Annotated in this window: 18 protein-coding genes and 1 tRNA gene; 11 read left to right on the top strand and 8 right to left on the bottom strand. The window is 63.1% G+C overall.

Annotated features, from left to right (window positions below):
- Nucleotides 1-13: 13 nt before the first annotated feature.
- The 6 genes from OKQ63_RS05280 to OKQ63_RS05255 are packed head-to-tail and all read left to right on the top strand — an operon-like array spanning nucleotide 14 to nucleotide 4,121.
- Nucleotides 14-1,273, top strand: a complete 1,260-nt coding sequence (locus OKQ63_RS05280) for a phage major capsid protein (protein WP_264212914.1) — start codon at nucleotides 14-16, stop codon at nucleotides 1,271-1,273.
- Nucleotides 1,270-1,860, top strand: coding sequence for an HK97 family phage prohead protease (locus OKQ63_RS05275; RefSeq protein WP_264212913.1), 591 nt, complete (start codon nucleotides 1,270-1,272; stop codon nucleotides 1,858-1,860). Before OKQ63_RS05280 ends, OKQ63_RS05275 begins: the two co-directional genes overlap by 4 nt.
- Nucleotides 1,857-2,420, top strand: a complete 564-nt coding sequence (locus OKQ63_RS05270; protein ID WP_264212912.1) for a hypothetical protein — start codon at nucleotides 1,857-1,859, stop codon at nucleotides 2,418-2,420. Before OKQ63_RS05275 ends, OKQ63_RS05270 begins: the two co-directional genes overlap by 4 nt.
- Complete coding sequence (locus OKQ63_RS05265) at nucleotides 2,417-3,475, top strand: phage portal protein (protein ID WP_264212911.1); 1,059 nt, start codon at nucleotides 2,417-2,419, stop codon at nucleotides 3,473-3,475. The genes OKQ63_RS05270 and OKQ63_RS05265 overlap by 4 nt, the downstream gene beginning before the upstream one ends.
- On the top strand, nucleotides 3,472-3,864 hold the full coding sequence (locus OKQ63_RS05260) for a hypothetical protein (protein ID WP_264212910.1): 393 nt from the start codon (nucleotides 3,472-3,474) through the stop codon (nucleotides 3,862-3,864). The genes OKQ63_RS05265 and OKQ63_RS05260 overlap by 4 nt, the downstream gene beginning before the upstream one ends.
- Nucleotides 3,861-4,121 carry a hypothetical protein gene (locus tag OKQ63_RS05255; RefSeq protein WP_264212909.1) on the top strand — a complete coding sequence of 87 codons (261 nt, stop codon included), beginning with the start codon at nucleotides 3,861-3,863 and terminating at the stop codon, nucleotides 4,119-4,121. The genes OKQ63_RS05260 and OKQ63_RS05255 overlap by 4 nt, the downstream gene beginning before the upstream one ends.
- A gap of 598 nt (nucleotides 4,122-4,719) precedes the next feature.
- Here OKQ63_RS05255 and OKQ63_RS05250 read toward each other — a convergent pair.
- A tRNA-His gene (locus tag OKQ63_RS05250) sits at nucleotides 4,720-4,796 on the bottom strand.
- Nucleotides 4,797-4,980: 184 nt separating this feature from the next.
- On the bottom strand, nucleotides 4,981-5,478 hold the full coding sequence (locus tag OKQ63_RS05245) for a GNAT family N-acetyltransferase (RefSeq protein ID WP_264212908.1): 498 nt from the start codon (nucleotides 5,476-5,478) through the stop codon (nucleotides 4,981-4,983).
- A gap of 89 nt (nucleotides 5,479-5,567) precedes the next feature.
- Here OKQ63_RS05245 and OKQ63_RS05240 point away from each other — a divergent pair, with 89 nt between their 5' ends.
- Together OKQ63_RS05240 and OKQ63_RS05235 are read left to right on the top strand one after the other, a co-directional pair.
- Nucleotides 5,568-5,753, top strand: a complete 186-nt coding sequence (locus OKQ63_RS05240; protein ID WP_264212907.1) for a DUF6324 family protein — start codon at nucleotides 5,568-5,570, stop codon at nucleotides 5,751-5,753.
- A 264-nt stretch (nucleotides 5,754-6,017) separates the two neighbouring features.
- Nucleotides 6,018-6,368, top strand: coding sequence for a hypothetical protein (locus OKQ63_RS05235; RefSeq protein ID WP_264212906.1), 351 nt, complete (start codon nucleotides 6,018-6,020; stop codon nucleotides 6,366-6,368).
- A gap of 207 nt (nucleotides 6,369-6,575) precedes the next feature.
- On the opposite strand, the gene OKQ63_RS05230 is transcribed toward OKQ63_RS05235, so the two are convergent.
- The 5 genes from OKQ63_RS05230 to ribB all read right to left on the bottom strand — a co-directional run bounded on the left by OKQ63_RS05230 (nucleotide 6,576) and on the right by ribB (nucleotide 10,067).
- Nucleotides 6,576-7,058, bottom strand: a complete 483-nt coding sequence (locus tag OKQ63_RS05230) for an MmcB family DNA repair protein (RefSeq protein ID WP_264213880.1) — start codon at nucleotides 7,056-7,058, stop codon at nucleotides 6,576-6,578.
- A 350-nt stretch (nucleotides 7,059-7,408) separates the two neighbouring features.
- On the bottom strand, nucleotides 7,409-7,738 hold the full coding sequence (locus OKQ63_RS05225) for a hypothetical protein (protein ID WP_264212905.1): 330 nt from the start codon (nucleotides 7,736-7,738) through the stop codon (nucleotides 7,409-7,411).
- A 169-nt stretch (nucleotides 7,739-7,907) separates the two neighbouring features.
- Nucleotides 7,908-8,390 carry a transcription antitermination factor NusB gene (gene nusB, locus OKQ63_RS05220; RefSeq protein ID WP_264212904.1) on the bottom strand — a complete coding sequence of 161 codons (483 nt, stop codon included), beginning with the start codon at nucleotides 8,388-8,390 and terminating at the stop codon, nucleotides 7,908-7,910.
- Nucleotides 8,387-8,938: a 6,7-dimethyl-8-ribityllumazine synthase gene (locus OKQ63_RS05215; RefSeq protein ID WP_264212903.1), complete on the bottom strand. Its 552-nt coding sequence runs from the start codon at nucleotides 8,936-8,938 to the stop codon at nucleotides 8,387-8,389. The genes nusB and OKQ63_RS05215 overlap by 4 nt, the downstream gene beginning before the upstream one ends.
- Before the next feature lies 1 nt (nucleotide 8,939).
- Nucleotides 8,940-10,067 carry a 3,4-dihydroxy-2-butanone-4-phosphate synthase gene (ribB, locus tag OKQ63_RS05210; protein ID WP_264212902.1) on the bottom strand — a complete coding sequence of 376 codons (1,128 nt, stop codon included), beginning with the start codon at nucleotides 10,065-10,067 and terminating at the stop codon, nucleotides 8,940-8,942.
- Between the two features lie 196 nt (nucleotides 10,068-10,263).
- Here ribB and OKQ63_RS05205 point away from each other — a divergent pair, with 196 nt between their 5' ends.
- Nucleotides 10,264-11,316, top strand: coding sequence for a proline racemase family protein (locus tag OKQ63_RS05205; RefSeq protein WP_264212901.1), 1,053 nt, complete (start codon nucleotides 10,264-10,266; stop codon nucleotides 11,314-11,316).
- A 137-nt stretch (nucleotides 11,317-11,453) separates the two neighbouring features.
- Here the strand turns inward: OKQ63_RS05205 and OKQ63_RS05200 are convergent, their stop codons facing one another.
- A complete protein-coding gene (locus tag OKQ63_RS05200; RefSeq protein ID WP_264212900.1) occupies nucleotides 11,454-12,041 on the bottom strand; it encodes a riboflavin synthase in 588 nt (195 codons plus the stop codon).
- Between the two features lie 178 nt (nucleotides 12,042-12,219).
- Here OKQ63_RS05200 and OKQ63_RS05195 point away from each other — a divergent pair, with 178 nt between their 5' ends.
- Both OKQ63_RS05195 and OKQ63_RS05190 read left to right on the top strand, forming a co-directional pair.
- Nucleotides 12,220-13,497 carry a capsule polysaccharide biogenesis protein gene (locus tag OKQ63_RS05195; protein WP_434086037.1) on the top strand — a complete coding sequence of 426 codons (1,278 nt, stop codon included), beginning with the start codon at nucleotides 12,220-12,222 and terminating at the stop codon, nucleotides 13,495-13,497.
- Nucleotides 13,498-13,592: 95 nt separating this feature from the next.
- Nucleotides 13,593-14,729: a polysaccharide biosynthesis/export family protein gene (locus OKQ63_RS05190; protein ID WP_264212898.1), complete on the top strand. Its 1,137-nt coding sequence runs from the start codon at nucleotides 13,593-13,595 to the stop codon at nucleotides 14,727-14,729.
- Nucleotides 14,730-14,731: the final 2 nt, after the last annotated feature.

Below are 14,731 nucleotides of genomic sequence, written 5' to 3'. Positions count from 1 at the left end.
AGGAACTTGAAAAATGCTGAAATCCCAAGAAATCCAACTGGCGCAGTCGAAGCGCCGCGAGCGCATGGCCGCAATCCAGAAAGCGGACGAAATTAGCGACGATGGCCGCACGGAACTGCGGAAACTGGCAGATGAATATGAAGGCGCGGAAGTTGAACTGCGGGCTGCCCTGTTGCTGGAAGACGCGGAGCGCGAACAGATTAAGGAGCCGGACAAGGCCGCAACCGACTTTGACCGGGAGTGCCGATCCTTCGATCTAAGCGCCGTTATCGCGGCGCAAGTGGACGGTAAACCGCTGGCAGGCCGGGAAGCCGAAGTGAGCCAGGAACTTGAGCAGCGCCACGGCCAAGGGCAAAAGGGCATCCGTTTCCCCTGGGAAGCCCTGGAACAGCGGGCGGACGTAGCAACTGACGCCAGCGCAGGCACATCGCAGGAGCTTGCCAGCCGCCCGGTGATGAACGCACTGGAACGGTTCTTCGAAACCTCTGCGGCGGGCCGCTTCGGGGTGAATGTGCTCCAAGTTACGGGTACTCCCACCTTCCCGGAAATCACTGGCGGCACCGGGCTGTCGTGGGTGGCTGAAGGCTCCGGTGCGGATGCTGCGGCACTGACCACCACCAGCGCATCTCCTGCAATCCACACTGCAACGGGCCGGTATTTGCTGACCCGGCAGGCCATCCGCCAGAACAGCGCCCTGCAGTCCATCTTGCGCCGCGACCTTTCCGAAGTGATGCGCGAAGGCATTGACCTGGCGATTTTCCGGGGCACGGGGGCTGATGAACAGCCTGCCGGTTTTGAAACCGTGCTGACCGGCGGGCGCACAACCGCCCTGGACGACGTTGCCAGCTTCTCGGAATTCCTGCTGCGGGCAACCGAAATTCAGGAAACCGCCAAGCTGAGCGACCCTGCACTGGTACGGATTGCGGGTGCCCCGATTGTTCACCAGACACTTGCTGACACGCTGGTGAGCGGCACTGCTGTTTCCGAGTTGGACCGGCTGAAATCCGCAAGCTTCGGAATGCTGTGGTCCTCTCAGGTTTCGGCCCGTGGTGCGCGTGACGCCACCGACAAGGGTGCGTCCACGGTGTATTTCGGTGCTGGCAGCAACAACGCCTATGTGCCGACCTGGGGCAGCCCGGAACTGATCGTTGACCCGTATTCGGAAAGCAAAACAGGCAAGGTAGCGCTGACAATGTTTGCCTTCCTCGATGTGCTGATTCAGCGGACAGCAACCCACTACTTCAAGCTGACCGGCGTGCAGGACCGCGCATGATGGAACAGCGCGCCATCTGGGCTGCATCTGACCTAGAGGTGCGGCAGCTTGGGGGGCGACCCGTCATTGCGGGCCGCTTCCCCTATAACGCCTTGGCGGTGCTGGCGGATCGCGGGACCGTCAGGAAAGAGACCATTCTTCCGGGGGCGTTTGACTTCACGCTGAAAGACCCCGACCGCGAAGTGAACCTGCTGATGGGCCACAGCTTCGACAAGCCGTTAGCCAGCCGCAAGGCGGGCAGCCTGGAACTGAAGGACACTGAAGCCTTTTTGGAGTTCATCGCCACCATTCCTGAGGGTGCGGAGCGCGCGACCCATGTAACAGACGCCCTGGCTATGCTGGGCGCTGGCTTGGTCAAAGGCGTGTCGCCCGGCTTCCGGGTGCCACCCAAGGACGTAGTGCCGGGGGCGGAAACGCTGGAACCTGAGCCAGGAAATCCCGGCGTCATGATCCGCCGCCTGTCAGCCCTGCTGCTTTACGAACTCAGTCTGGTGACCCGTCCTGCCTATGAGGCCAGCAAAGCTGAATTGCGCGCCTGGGACCGGGCAAACGCTCAATCCAGTACCGGAGGAATTTGGCTGCCATGATCGAATCCATCGAAACCAACTTCACCAGGGGCGATGTGCCCTCTGTTCCCCAAGCCCCTTACGTAGCTCTTGAAGCCGGAACTCTTGAGTCTGACGCGCTGAAAATGATCGCGGCAGCTTGGCAGCAGGCAGAAGCATTCACTGGCCGGTGCTATTATCCGGTGACAGCCGGTCAGGTGGTGCTGACAATCCGAGGGCCGGAACTCTACACCTGGCCCCGGCATCCTTTCCCTGTCGCCTTAACGGTGGAAGTATGGAGCCAATCGGATTGGGTGCCACATTCGGAAACGTATATCCCCGCTCTGGGCCTGGTCGATCTGGAAGGTCCTCTGCTGTATCGCCTCACCCAAGTTGGCACCATTGATCCTGGCACGCCGCCGCAGCATGTGCAGCAGGCCGTATTCAACCTCGCCTGCTATCAGTTGATTCACTCTCCTGCGCGGCGGGAGTTCAAATCCCAGAACGCAGGCGACAGCGGGTTTACCCGTGAAAGCCTCATGGGCGTAATGTACGGCTCCGGTGCTGCGGCCCTGCTGGCAAGCGAGGTGCGCAAGCCATGATCTGGCCTTTCCGTAAGAAACCCGAAACTGAACAGCGCAGCCTGCAAACAGGCCTGACGCCGCAATACATCGACCTGCGCCGACGCAACCTTGTCTCGGATGGCTCAGCGGCTCTGTCAGCCACGGTTGGCACCTGCATAGGCGCTTGGAGCCGCGCCTTCGCTATGCTCTCACCTGAGCCTATTCCAGACGTGCTGACAGCCGACATTCTGGCGGCTATCGGCTTGGACCTGTGTCTAAGGGGCGAAAGCTGCTGGCACATCCGGGTTCACGCCAACTCCCTGGAACTGGTGCGGGTGGCGTATTGGGATGAACTGGGCAGCGGACGCTATCACCTTCACATCGCGCGAGTAAACACCACAGAGACAGTGCGGGCACTGGAACCTGAAGTGCTGAAGCTCAGGATCAACCCTGACCCGGCAACGCCCTGGAAGGGCCGCAGTCCATTCCAGCTTATGGGCCTGTCCCCCACGCTCATGGCGGAGATTGAACAGGCGATTTCCAGCGCGCTGCCGATGGCCGGTAAAGGGCTGCTGCCTATGCCAGCGACAATTCCCGAAGAACAGCAGGGCAAAGCCCTTCAGGGCCTCCGAAACGGGGCCTTGGCGGTTGTTACGTCCAAAGCGGACTTCGCCACCCATACTGGGGGCGACCGCTCAGAACTGAAGCGGGTGGACCTTACACCCGACATGCAGCGCATGGATTTGAATCCGGCAACAGATAGCCTGCACGAGCGCATTCTGACGGCCTGCGGCATTCCGCCCGCTCTGGTCACGTCCAACGGCAATGCAGGGGCCATGCGGGAAGCTTACAGGCTGTTTGCGCTGCAAACCGTTGATCCGCTGGCAAGGCAAATAATGCCCGAACTCAAGGAAAAGCTGGGAGTGTCCCGCCTAAGCTTGGATGCCATGATGTCCAGCGACGTGGCGGGCCGTGCCCGTGCTGTGGGTGTTCTGGTGAACGCTGGGGTGCCGGTTCAAACGGCAATGGAACTGGTGGGCTGGCAAGGTGTGAGCATTCCAGCAGCGCCCGCAAAGAAGGAGGCGGCACAGTGAGCTATGCCACCGCCCTGAAACGCGCAGCCCGCCACAATCCGGCCTGGAAAGCCGCGTCCGTCTATAAGGTCGCCGTGGAAGAATCCGGTGCTGCGGTCTTGGATGCTTCAGGAGAGTTTCAGTATGACCTCGCTGAAGACACCTATGCACTCAGGGACTTCACGCAGGAAGACCGTTTCACCCTGCATCAGCCATATGACGGTGACGCCGCCCTGACGGTCATTACCGCAAACGATCCAAATTCCGAGCACCTCATTCTGTGGGAAGGCCAATTTCACAAGATTCTGGAAGTGCTGGGCGCTGACGCACTTCGCGGAACTGTCCGGTACCGGGTGAAAGCTTTACCCCAAGATGAGGCCGTACCGATCCGGCACAGCATAATCATATGAGCGCCCCACTGAAATTCCCCCGCCCTCTGGAACACGACGCAAGCCTTGAGGAACTGCGTGACTATTTCGCTGATCTGATGGAGTGGCTGCCGAAGCAGCACGTAGCTACGCTAATGGAGCATGGCTTCTCGCCAATGGACATTTTCGCACTGAAGCGGGTGGGCCGCGCCTACCGATACGGCACAGAAAACGCAGACACCCGCCAAGACCTGGACCGGATAATCGGCAAGCTCGAGCTTCTAAACTTGCACATATAGTGCCTACAAAAGCGCGGCCCCTTCACCGAACACAAACCGCCACTGGGAACCGTCGCTCATCGAAAACTGACCTGAACCCGAAGTGCCACTTGCTGTTCGCGTAGCAGAGCCGATTCCAGTTCTACCGTCATCGCAGAGGATTGAGAGGGGAATCGTTAATGAAGTATCAAGCGGGTTGTAGTTCCCGGTGCATGTCACTTTACCGTCTGAAACATGGTAGCTCCCTGCCTGCATTGAGGCAGTCGCTTGCCCCCTCATGATGTGCCCATCTTCGCTAATCGCCGCAACAGGTGCTGTTACCGAACAGCCGGCAGCCCCAAGAAATGCAGCAACAACAAAAAGCTTGGTTCCCATGTTCATAGTTCTCAAAACCTTCCAAGAATGATCGCCTAAGGCTCTTACAAGTTCTTCTTGCTTGCAATCCCTCCAAACAACTCAACCAACAAAGCAAAATAAAAACACCCATAGACTTGGGATGGAGACAATCTGACACAGCCACAAAATGTGGTGTGGCTTCAATTTGGCTACAACGAACTTCTGACAGAAATTCACCTGCCACTGAGCGAGGCGTAAGATTTTGATTTTCAGGGGGTTTTAGTGGTACCGCCTCCCCGGCTTGAACGGGGGACCTCTGGATCCACAATCCAGCGCTCTAACCAACTGAGCTAAGGCGGCACTGAGGGGGCATTTATAGCACGTCCCAAAGGCGCGCAAGAGGTTTTTTTGCCTTTCCGCCGCAGAAATCCGCGGCACCGGGATTTCCAGTGCGGCGGCCCTGCCCGGCCACCCCCGCCAGCAGAAAGTTATCCACAAGCACTTGCAATTGCACCAAAATTTCGGCAGCCCCGACCGGTGCCCGCTAGGCTTCAGCCGCTTGGAATGCCAGCCGCCAAGTCTGTTCCACCAGGTCCTGGCCATAGCTTTGCACCGGGCGGCTGCCGCACAGCTTCCAGCCAAAAGCCTGATACAAGGCACAGGCGGTCCGGTGGCTTTCATGGGTCTTCAGCATCATGCCGCGGTACCCGGCAGCGCGGGCAAAATCCATGCAGTCGCGCAAGAGCCGTTTGCCCAGCCCCTTGCCGCGCGCCTCGGGCGTCAGCAGGAACAGCCGCAGCTGCGCGGTTTCATCATCCTTCTTCATGCAGAACACCGTGCCAAGCCGCTTGCCCTGGCTTTCGGCCACCCAGCCCCGTTCGCAGGCCGGATCATGGCCTGCGCAAAAGCTGTGCACGATATCCGCGACCAAGGCACCGAAGCTCTCGTCGAACCCGGCTTCGCGGGCGTAGAGATCCTGGTGGCGGGCTACCAGCCATTGCATGTCGGTCGGAGCGAATCGGCGCAGGGTCACATCCATCATGGGAACAGTGTAGCGCAAACCCGGCTTGCGTTTCAGCCTGCGCCGGGCTAGCACCGGCTGCAATCCGCTGACCGGCTTGGGAGTGCAAAATGAGTATCAACACCGAACGCGATGTCGAGGCAAACCTGCAAATCGGCCCCACCGATCAGGGCATGGTGCGGATCTTCATCGAGGCAGGCGGCACCGAGATTCCGATGGATTTCGATCCGGAAGAAGCCGAAGAGATCGCCGACGAGATCCGCGCAGCCGCCCAGGCGGCGCGCAGCGTGAAGTAACAGCGCGCAGGCCGCACAGGCCCCGGTAAATTTCAGTACCATCCGCTCGCTGAAACGCGCGGGCATGATGATGGCAAGGCCTGGTCCCGAAGGCTTTGGGCGATTGCTCCCAAAGGATACAGGGTGACGCCATGCGCCGTCCTTTCCGCCGCTATGCAAACCTGCTGCTGACGCATGCCTCGGTGTCTCAAACCGGCGCCGGTGCAGCAGGGCACAGACCAGACTGCGGGGACCGGTTGGACAGGGGAAGCTGCCCCGGAAAAATTGCGCCTGCATCAGGAGGAAGCTGCATTTTACCAGCAGGCGTCCGCGGCGGAGGCAGATCTGGAAACCCGGAAACCGACGGACCGGCTCAAGAACCTGCTCGGGAACGCGCGGCTGATTGAGACGTCTGCAGACATGGCAAAGGCGCTGGCCAATCTGCAGAAGCCGGCCGATCCGCATCAAAACAGGCTCATGTTTCTGTTTGCAAATGAGAATGGCGGTCTCACCTTTGCCTTCCCTCCGCCGCCCGCGGCTGTGCGCACCGGCGGCGGCAATGGCGCTGTTGCCTTTTCAGATGGCGCCAGCCTGGCCATCACCGCCGGAAGCGGCAAGATGACGGTGCAGACATAGAGAAATCGGAGGACAGACTGCGCATCGGATTTGCCGATGGCGGCTCACTGACGGTCAGCAGCCTGTCCGGCGGCGGCACAGTGGCCCTGATGGAGCTCCGGGAGGAGCTCACCATTCTGCAGTCTCAGCACCGGCTGAACCTGCCGCTCTGAACCTTTTGCCCGGGCCTGCCGGGCGGCTGGCACACCAGCAGCAACAAAGCCGCCCTCAGGCGTCCGGCATTGCCTCCTCCGCCCCGCCCAGCAGCAGTCCGTCCCTGCCGGGGCGCGGGTCGCGTAAGACCTGCAGGCGGCGGGCGGCGTCCATGGCGAATTTCTGCACCAGCTTCTTGCGCCGCGCAGGCGCCAGCTTGTCCTCCGGCGCCATGCGGATGATTTCCGCGTCATACGGGTCGGCGATGATCAGCCCGGTGCCGTCGGGCAGCAGCTCGTCCGGGAAGTCCACGTCCACCGCCCAGAAAAAGCGGTCGCACCATTCCAGATAGCCCTGCCACTTGCAGTCGGTCTGGAAATCGGCGCGGCTGGACTTGCATTCGATCACCCAGAGCTCCCCCTTGGGCCCCAGCGCCATCACGTCCACCCGCAGGCCGAGGGCAGGCACAAATTCTTCCAGCGGTGCAAAACCGAGGGATCGCAGATAGCGCGACACCCCGCGGGCCAGTCTCTGTCCGGGCTGCAGATCTTCCATCATGTCGGCAAATGTGAACAATTGGAGAACAAATTGCAATCCTGCGGTTTCACCCGGAATTGACCGCTCAGTGCCACGCGCCCCTTGTATCAGCGCGCAAGGAAGACTACTTACGGGCTTGGCGGGTTCTGCCCTTCTCGTGACCGGCAGCATTCCGGTGGCCTTAAGCAATTCCGAGGGAGCTGGCTCTGTCCGGATCCTGGTCCGTTTACCTGGCGCCCACCTGTACATACAGGTCCTCGGGAATCAAAGCCGCACGGTTGACTGGTGGTCCCGCCGCTTTTCCCTGCCCTGCAATGAAAAACCGCGCCTTCCGGTGGGAAAGCGCGGGCAGAAGTCCGCCGGTCTGTGGATCAGCGGCGTGTGCGCAGCTGACGCTGGCGCTGGGATGGCTGTTCCGCAGGCACTTTCACCGGCTGGAACGCATTCATCACCGGGGTGCCGCCGCGGGGGCCGGTGTCCTTTTCGGCCATCGCCATCACCGCCCAGGCGAACTGCACGCCGGCAAAGACAATGCCATGCATGAACCACAGCAGGAACACCGCGAGCAGCCCGGCGTCAGAGCCGGCGGCTAGCCCCCAAAGGTTCATCACGTTGAACCCAAGCAGCAGCGCCACAAAGGCGGCGGCAATGCCGAAGCCGATCACAACATTGCGGATATACATCTTCACCAGTTCAGGCATCTGACACCTCCAGAATTGCATATTGAGGTTATCAGCCTTTGCAGCGCCGTCCAGCGGTTCCGGAGCGCATGAGCGGAATTTGTCGCACCCTTTGCGCAGCGCCTGCCCAGGAAGCAAAAAACGCGCCCTGCGGCGCGTCTTTTCCATTTGAAAACCAGTGCTTCCTGTCTCAGAACGCTTCCGGCCTGGCCTCGCGCGCCATGTGGTCCAGCACGGCATTGACGAACTTCGGCTCCTTGCCTTCCGGGAAGAAGGCGCGGGCGATGTCGACAAACTCGTTGATCACCACCTTGGGCGGGGTGTCGGACTGGGTCAGCTCGGCGCCGGCCGCACGGAACAGAGCCCGCAGGGTCGGGTCGATGCGGGCAATCGGCCATTTCGCCACCAGCGCGCGGTCGGTCATCTGGTCAATCCGGGCCTGATGGTTCACGGCTTCGCGCACCAGCTTGCGGAAGATGGCTTTGTCGCCCTCCGCCATCTCATCGCCTTCATAGACAGCGCCGAAGCGGTGATCCTCGAACTCGGCAATCACCTTGTCGAAGGTGAGGCTGCTATGCTCCATCTGGAACAGCGCCTGCACAGCATAAAGCCGTGCTGCCGATCTCATCTGATTCTTGCCACTGCCCTTCGGGCGGCTGTCTTGGGTGCTCATGCGCTGGTGGGTCCGTTGTCTGTACCGGCAACCTGATACGCCCCTGCGGGCGCTTTGAAGCCGATGCCTTTGGTCTGGGCGCCCCACTTACGCGTGAGTGCGATCAGATGCAAGGCCGCAGCCGCCGCACCGCCGCCTTTGTTCTGATCGGCGGTATCGGCGCGCACCTCGGCCTGCTTGCGGTTCTCGACGGTCAGGATGCCGTTGCCGATGCACAGACCCTGCAGGCCCATCAGCTGGATCGCGCGGGAACTGTCGTTGCAGACGGTTTCATAGTGGGTGGTCTCGCCGCGGATCACGCAGCCCAGCGCCACGTAGCCGTCGAAGTTCGCGCTGCGGTCGGCGATGGCGATGGCGGTCGGAACTTCCAGCGCGCCGGGCACTTCCACGATTTCAAAGGTGCCGCCAGCGGCTTCAATCTCTGCCGCGGCGCCGGCAACCAGATTGCCGGCGATGTCCTGGTAGTAAGGCGCGACAACGATCAGCAGCTTCACCGGCTTGTCGAATTCCGCGCGCGGCAGGGTGTAGTGGGTTTCATGTCCAGCCATATCAGTCGTCCTTCAGAATGGGGCGGCTGCCGGTGATGGACAGCCCATAGGCATCCAGCCCGACGTATTTGGTCGAAGGCGAGTCGGTCAGCAGCACCAGCTTGTGCAGGCCCAGGCTCGACAGGATCTGGGCGCCGATGCCGGTCTGCTTGATGGTCACCGTGCGCGGGCCTTCGTCCTCGTTCGCATAGAGCGCGTTGCGCGGCTGGCGGAACAGGGTCACGACGCCGCGGCCTTCCTCGGCGATGATCTCCATCGCACGCGGCAGCTGGCGCGCCGATTTCGGGCCAAGGCCCAGGATGTCGGTCGCCTCGTGCAGCGCATGGGTGCGCACCAGCACCGGCTCCGGCGTGGTGATGTCGCCCTTGATCATCACCACATGCTCGATGCCGTGGGTCTGGTCGGTGAACAGCCGCATCTCCCACTCGCCGCCGATTTCCGAGGTCACGGTTTCACGCGACGTCTCGGTGACCAGGTTGTCATTGCGGGCACGGTAGGTGATCAGGTCGGAGATGGTGCCGATCTTCAGCCCGTGTTTCTGCGCATATTGCACCAGATCGGGCAGCCGCGCCATGGTGCCGTCTTCCTTCATGATCTCGCAGATCACCGAGGACGGGTAATGGCCGGCCAGCCGGGCCACGTCGCAGCCGGCCTCGGTATGGCCTGCGCGGACCAGCACGCCGCCGCGGCGGGCGCGCAGCGGGAACACATGGCCGGGAGTGGCGATGTCGGCCGCGGATTTCTCCGGGTCGATGGCGGTGGCGACGGTCAGCGCCCGGTCGGCGGCGGAGATGCCGGTGGACACGCCCTCGCGCGCTTCGATTGAGACGGTGAAGGCGGTCTCATGGCGCGAGGAGTTGTGCAGCGCCATCATCGGCAGGCCCAGTTCCTCGATCCGCTCGGCCGGCATGGTCAGGCAGATCAGGCCGCGGCCGTGGGTGGCCATGAAGTTGATCGCCGCCGCATCGGCAGCTTGCGCCGGGATCACCAGATCGCCTTCGTTCTCGCGGTCCTCGTGGTCGACCAGGATGAACATGCGGCCCTGACGGGCCTCTTCGATGATCTCTTCGATCGGGCTGATGGCGTCGCGCAGCTGCGCCTCGACCGGCCCCGGTGTTTCAAAGCTCATATGTCAGCCTTTCAATGCGCATGGGCAGCACGCCTGGCACTGCGGGTTCTTTCCCTGCCAGATAGCCCAGGCCGGCGGCAAATGCCAGTCCCGCAAACGGCAACAAGGGGTCTGGACGCGGCCTGTGCAGCCGTGCACAACTGGTTTTCGGATCCAATCTGCGGATCAGGCGTCCGGAAGACCGGGGAGGAGACAGATGCGCGCATCCCGCATACTGCAAGCGGTTGAAGCCCATGCCGAGGGCGAGCCGGGCCGGGTGATCACCGGCGGCATGCCCCTGCTGCGGGGCAATACGGTATTCGAGAAGATGCAGGACATGGCCGCGAACCATGATGAGATCCGGCTGCAGATGCTGCGCGAGCCGCGCGGCAATCCCGGCCTGTGCGGCAACGCCATCGTGCCGCCCTGCCATCCGGAGGCGGATGCGGGCTTCATCATCTTCGAGCAGACCGAATACCCGCCAATGTCGGGCTCCAACACGATCTGCGTGGTGACGGTGCTGCTGGAAACCGGCATCGTGCCGATGGCGGAACCGGTGACCGAGCTGACACTGGAGGCCCCGGCCGGGCTGATCCGGGTGCGCGCGGAATGCCGCGACGGCAAGGTGACGCGGGTGGCGTTCCAGAACGTGCCGGCCTTTGCGGTGCATCTGGATGCGCAGGTCGAGGTGGCCGGGCTGGGCACCGTCACCGTGGATGTGGCCTGGGGCGGGATGTTCTTTGTGCTGGCCGAGGCCGAACGGCTGGGGATTGCGCTGGACGCAGGCAACGGCGCCGAGATCGTGCGTGTCTCCGAGGCGATCCGCCATGCCACGGCGGAGCAGCTGCCGGTGGCGCATCCGGACAATCCTGAGATCACCGGCCCGACCATCACCAACCTTTGGGGCGCACCGGCGGCGGAGGGCACCAACGGGCGCGGCGCGATCACCATCTCCACCGGCCGGTTCGACCCGGAGCGCCCGCAGGACGCCAGCGGCATCCTCGACCGGTCCCCCTGCGGCACCGGTACCTGCGCCAAGATGGCGGTGCTGCATGCGCGCGGGGTGCTGGGCATCGGGCAGGACTACGTGAATGCCGGGCCGCTGGGCACCACCTTCACCGGGCGGATCACAGCCGAGACGCAAGCGGGGCCTTACAAGGCCATTGTCCCCACGCTGTCCGGCCAAGGCTGGATCTATGGCCTCTCCAGCTACACGCTGGATCCCAGCGATCCGTTCCCTGCGGGCTATACCGTCGGCGACATGTGGTGACGCGCGCCGCGCCAGCGGCGCGCCCGGCTCAAGGGGCGGGAGCCCTTGGCTGATGGCGGAGGAGGGGCGCCGCCCCTCGGCCTGCGGCCTCACCCCGGAGTATTTTCAACCAGAAAGAAGCTGGAAGGCCCGTGGCGTCAGCCGGCTTCCTGCAGACGCGCGACGTAGCGGGCCAGGGTGTCGATCTCCAGGTTGATGCGGTCGCCGGTCTTTACATCGCCCCAGGTGGTGACTTCCTTGGTGTGCGGGATGAAGTTGATGCCGAATTCGCAGCCGTCCACGCCGTTCACTGTCAGCGAGGTGCCGTTCAGCGCCACCGATCCCTTGGGGGCGATGAAACGGGCCAGCGCCTTGGGTGCGCGCAGAGTGACGCGGGTGCTGTCGCCCTCGTCCTTCATCTCCACCACTTCGGCGACGCCATCCACATGGCCGGACACGATGTGCCCGCCCAGTTCGTCGCCGACCTTCAGTGCGCGTTCCAGGTTTACCCGTTTGCCCACAGCCCAGGCGTCGAGATTGGTTTTGGAGACGGTCTCGGCCGACACCTGCACATCATACCAGTCTTCACCCAGCGCGATCACCGTCAGGCACACCCCGTCCGAGGCGATCGACGCCCCGATGTCGATGGTGGCAGTGTCATAGGCGGTGCGGATGCGGGCCCGCAGGTCGCCCTGCTGCTCCAGCTCGGCGATGGTGCCAACGTCGGTGATGATGCCAGTGAACATGGGTCCGCTCCTGCCGGTGAAAGGTCAATTCCGGGCCAGAGGTAGCCAAGCCGCGCGGTCTTCACAAGCCCCGGCTTGCCATCCCCCGTACGCCGGCCATAGTTTCGCCCTACTGAAATGTTAATCCCTTCTTGAGATTGCCGCCATTATTCTTGCCTCAGAGATGCCGAACCGCCCGATGAACTCCCGCCGCTTCCTGTTCCTGCAAGGCCCGCACGGTCCGTTTTTTGCTGCCCTTGGCCGGATGCTGCAGGCGGCGGGATGCGAGGTTGCGCGGGTGGGGTTCAATGCCGGCGACCAGGCGTTCTGGCGCCGCCGGGACAGCTACATTCCCTTCACCGGCTGCCAGCAGGAGTGGCCGGAGGTGCTCGCCGGGCTGCTGGAAAGCCGCGGCATCACCGACATTGTGATCTATGGCGATACCCGCCCCATTCATGCGACCGCAGTGGCGGCGGCGCGGCAGCGCGGCCTCACCGTGCATGTTTTCGAGGAAGGCTACCTGCGCCCCTACTGGGTGACCTATGAGCGCGGCGGCGCCAATGGCCATTCGCGGCTGATGGACATGACGGTCCCCGAGATGCAGCAGGCGCTGGCGCGGTCGGACATGGAAGCGCAGCTGCCGCCTGCGCATTGGGGCGACATGCGCCAGCATGTGTTCTACGGCGCGCTCTATCACTGGTTCGTCATGTTCCGGAACCGCAGGTACCGCAACTTCCGGCCGCACCGGGCGCTGCCGGTGACCAAGGAATTCCAGCTTTACCTCAAGCGCTTGCTGCTGATGCCCGCCCAGGCCCTGGAACGGCGGCTGGCGGAGCGGCGCATCCGCAGCGGCGGCTTCCCCTACCATCTGGCGTTGCTGCAGCTGGAGCATGACAGTTCGTTCCAGATGCACTCCCCCTTCAGCAGCATGCGCGATTTCCTGGCGGAGGTGATCGGCGGCTTTGCCGCAGGCGCCCCGCGCCATCATCACCTGGTGATCAAGGCGCACCCGCTGGAAGACGGCCGCGCCCAGGTGCGCCGCACGCTGCGGCGGCTGGCGCGGGAGCATGGCATCGCCGGCCGGGTGCATTATGTGCGCGGCGGCAAGCTGGCGCAGCTTTTGAACGAGGCCCGCACCGCGGTGACCGTCAACTCCACCGCCGGCCAGCAGGTGCTGTGGCGCGGCATCCCCTTGCGGGTGTTCGGGCGCGCGGTCTATGGCAAGCCGGAATTTGTCTCGGAGCAGCCGCTGGCGGAATTCTTTGCCGCGGCCTGCCGCCCCGACAGCCGCGCCTACAAGGATTACCGGCGGTTCCTGCTTGAAACCTCGCAAGTGCCTGGCGGCTATTATTCCCGCGACGGGCGCCGCCAGCTGCTGCGCCAGGTGGCCGACATGATGCTGGCACCTGACGATCCCTATGATGCGCTGCGCCTGGGCACAGCGGCACCGCGGCAACAGTTGCGCCTGGTGACCTGACGCCGGATGGCCCAAAGACTGGATTTTATCCCGCTGGCCGGTTAGGTTGCCGGTAAAACTTGAGGCAAACAATAATTGGTCGAGGAGACCGAGCAGTGAAATCCGTTCCCCTCCGCTGGGCGCGTCCGGTGGCCATGCTGGCGGCATTGGCCCTTGCGGCCTCTTGCGGCCTGCCCAAAGTCGGCCCCAGCAAGCGCCAGATCTTTGCCGGTTCCGTGCAGCGGGAAGGCGATGCCTTCATCGTCTCCGTCAACGACCGCGTCGCGCGCGCCACAGCTGTTGTGCCGGCCCTTGGCTTTTCCTCCGGCTTCACCTCTGCGGGCAAGCTGACCTCGGACACCATCCGGCCGGGCGACGTGCTCGGGCTGACGGTCTGGGAAAACGTGGATGACGGGCTGCTGGCGGCCGAGGCCACCAACTCCACCGTGCTGGAAGAGGTGCAGGTCGACAGTGCCGGCTACATCTTTGTGCCTTACGCAGGCCGCCTGCGCGCCTCGGGCAACACGCCGGAGCAGCTGCGCGAGACCATCACCAAGAAACTGGAAGACCAGACCCCCGACCCGCAGGTGCAGGTGCGCCGCCTGGCGGGCGACGGCGCCACCGTCAGCCTGACCGGCGCTGTGGGCGGCCAGGGTGTCTATCCGATCGAACGCCCGACCCGGACCCTGTCATCCATGCTGGCCCAGGCCGGCGGGGTGACAATCCAGCCGGAAATTGCCCAGGTCACCGTGATCCGCGGCCAGGAAAAGGGCAAGATCTGGTTCCAGGACCTGTTCGACCATCCGGAGCTGGATGTGGCCCTGCGCGGCGGCGACCGCATTCTGGTTGAAGAAGACACCCGTTCCTTCACCGCTTTGGGGGCGACTTCGGCCCAGGCGCGGGTGCCGTTTGAAAGCCAGGACCTGTCAGCCCTGGAAGCCATTGCCCAGGTCGGCGGCCTGATCTCCTCCGCCTCGGACCCGACAGGCGTCTTTGTGCTGCGCAATGAGCCGGCCGAGATTGCCAATCAGGTTCTTGGCCGCGACGATCTGATCGGCGCGCAGCGTTTGGTCTACGTGCTGAACCTGACCCAGCCGAACGGCTTGTTTGTCGCCCGCGATTTCGTGATCCGCGATGATGACACGCTCTATGTCACCGAGGCGCCCTACACCCAATGGACCAAAACCATCTCGCTGCTCGTGACCCCGGTGGGCTCGCTGTCCAGCGTCTCCACCGCGCTTGACGGCGGCTAGGA

The organism is Leisingera thetidis (assembly GCF_025857195.1).
Classification (GTDB): domain Bacteria; phylum Pseudomonadota; class Alphaproteobacteria; order Rhodobacterales; family Rhodobacteraceae; genus Leisingera; species Leisingera thetidis.
This window is presented reverse-complemented; position numbering and strand designations above follow the sequence as displayed.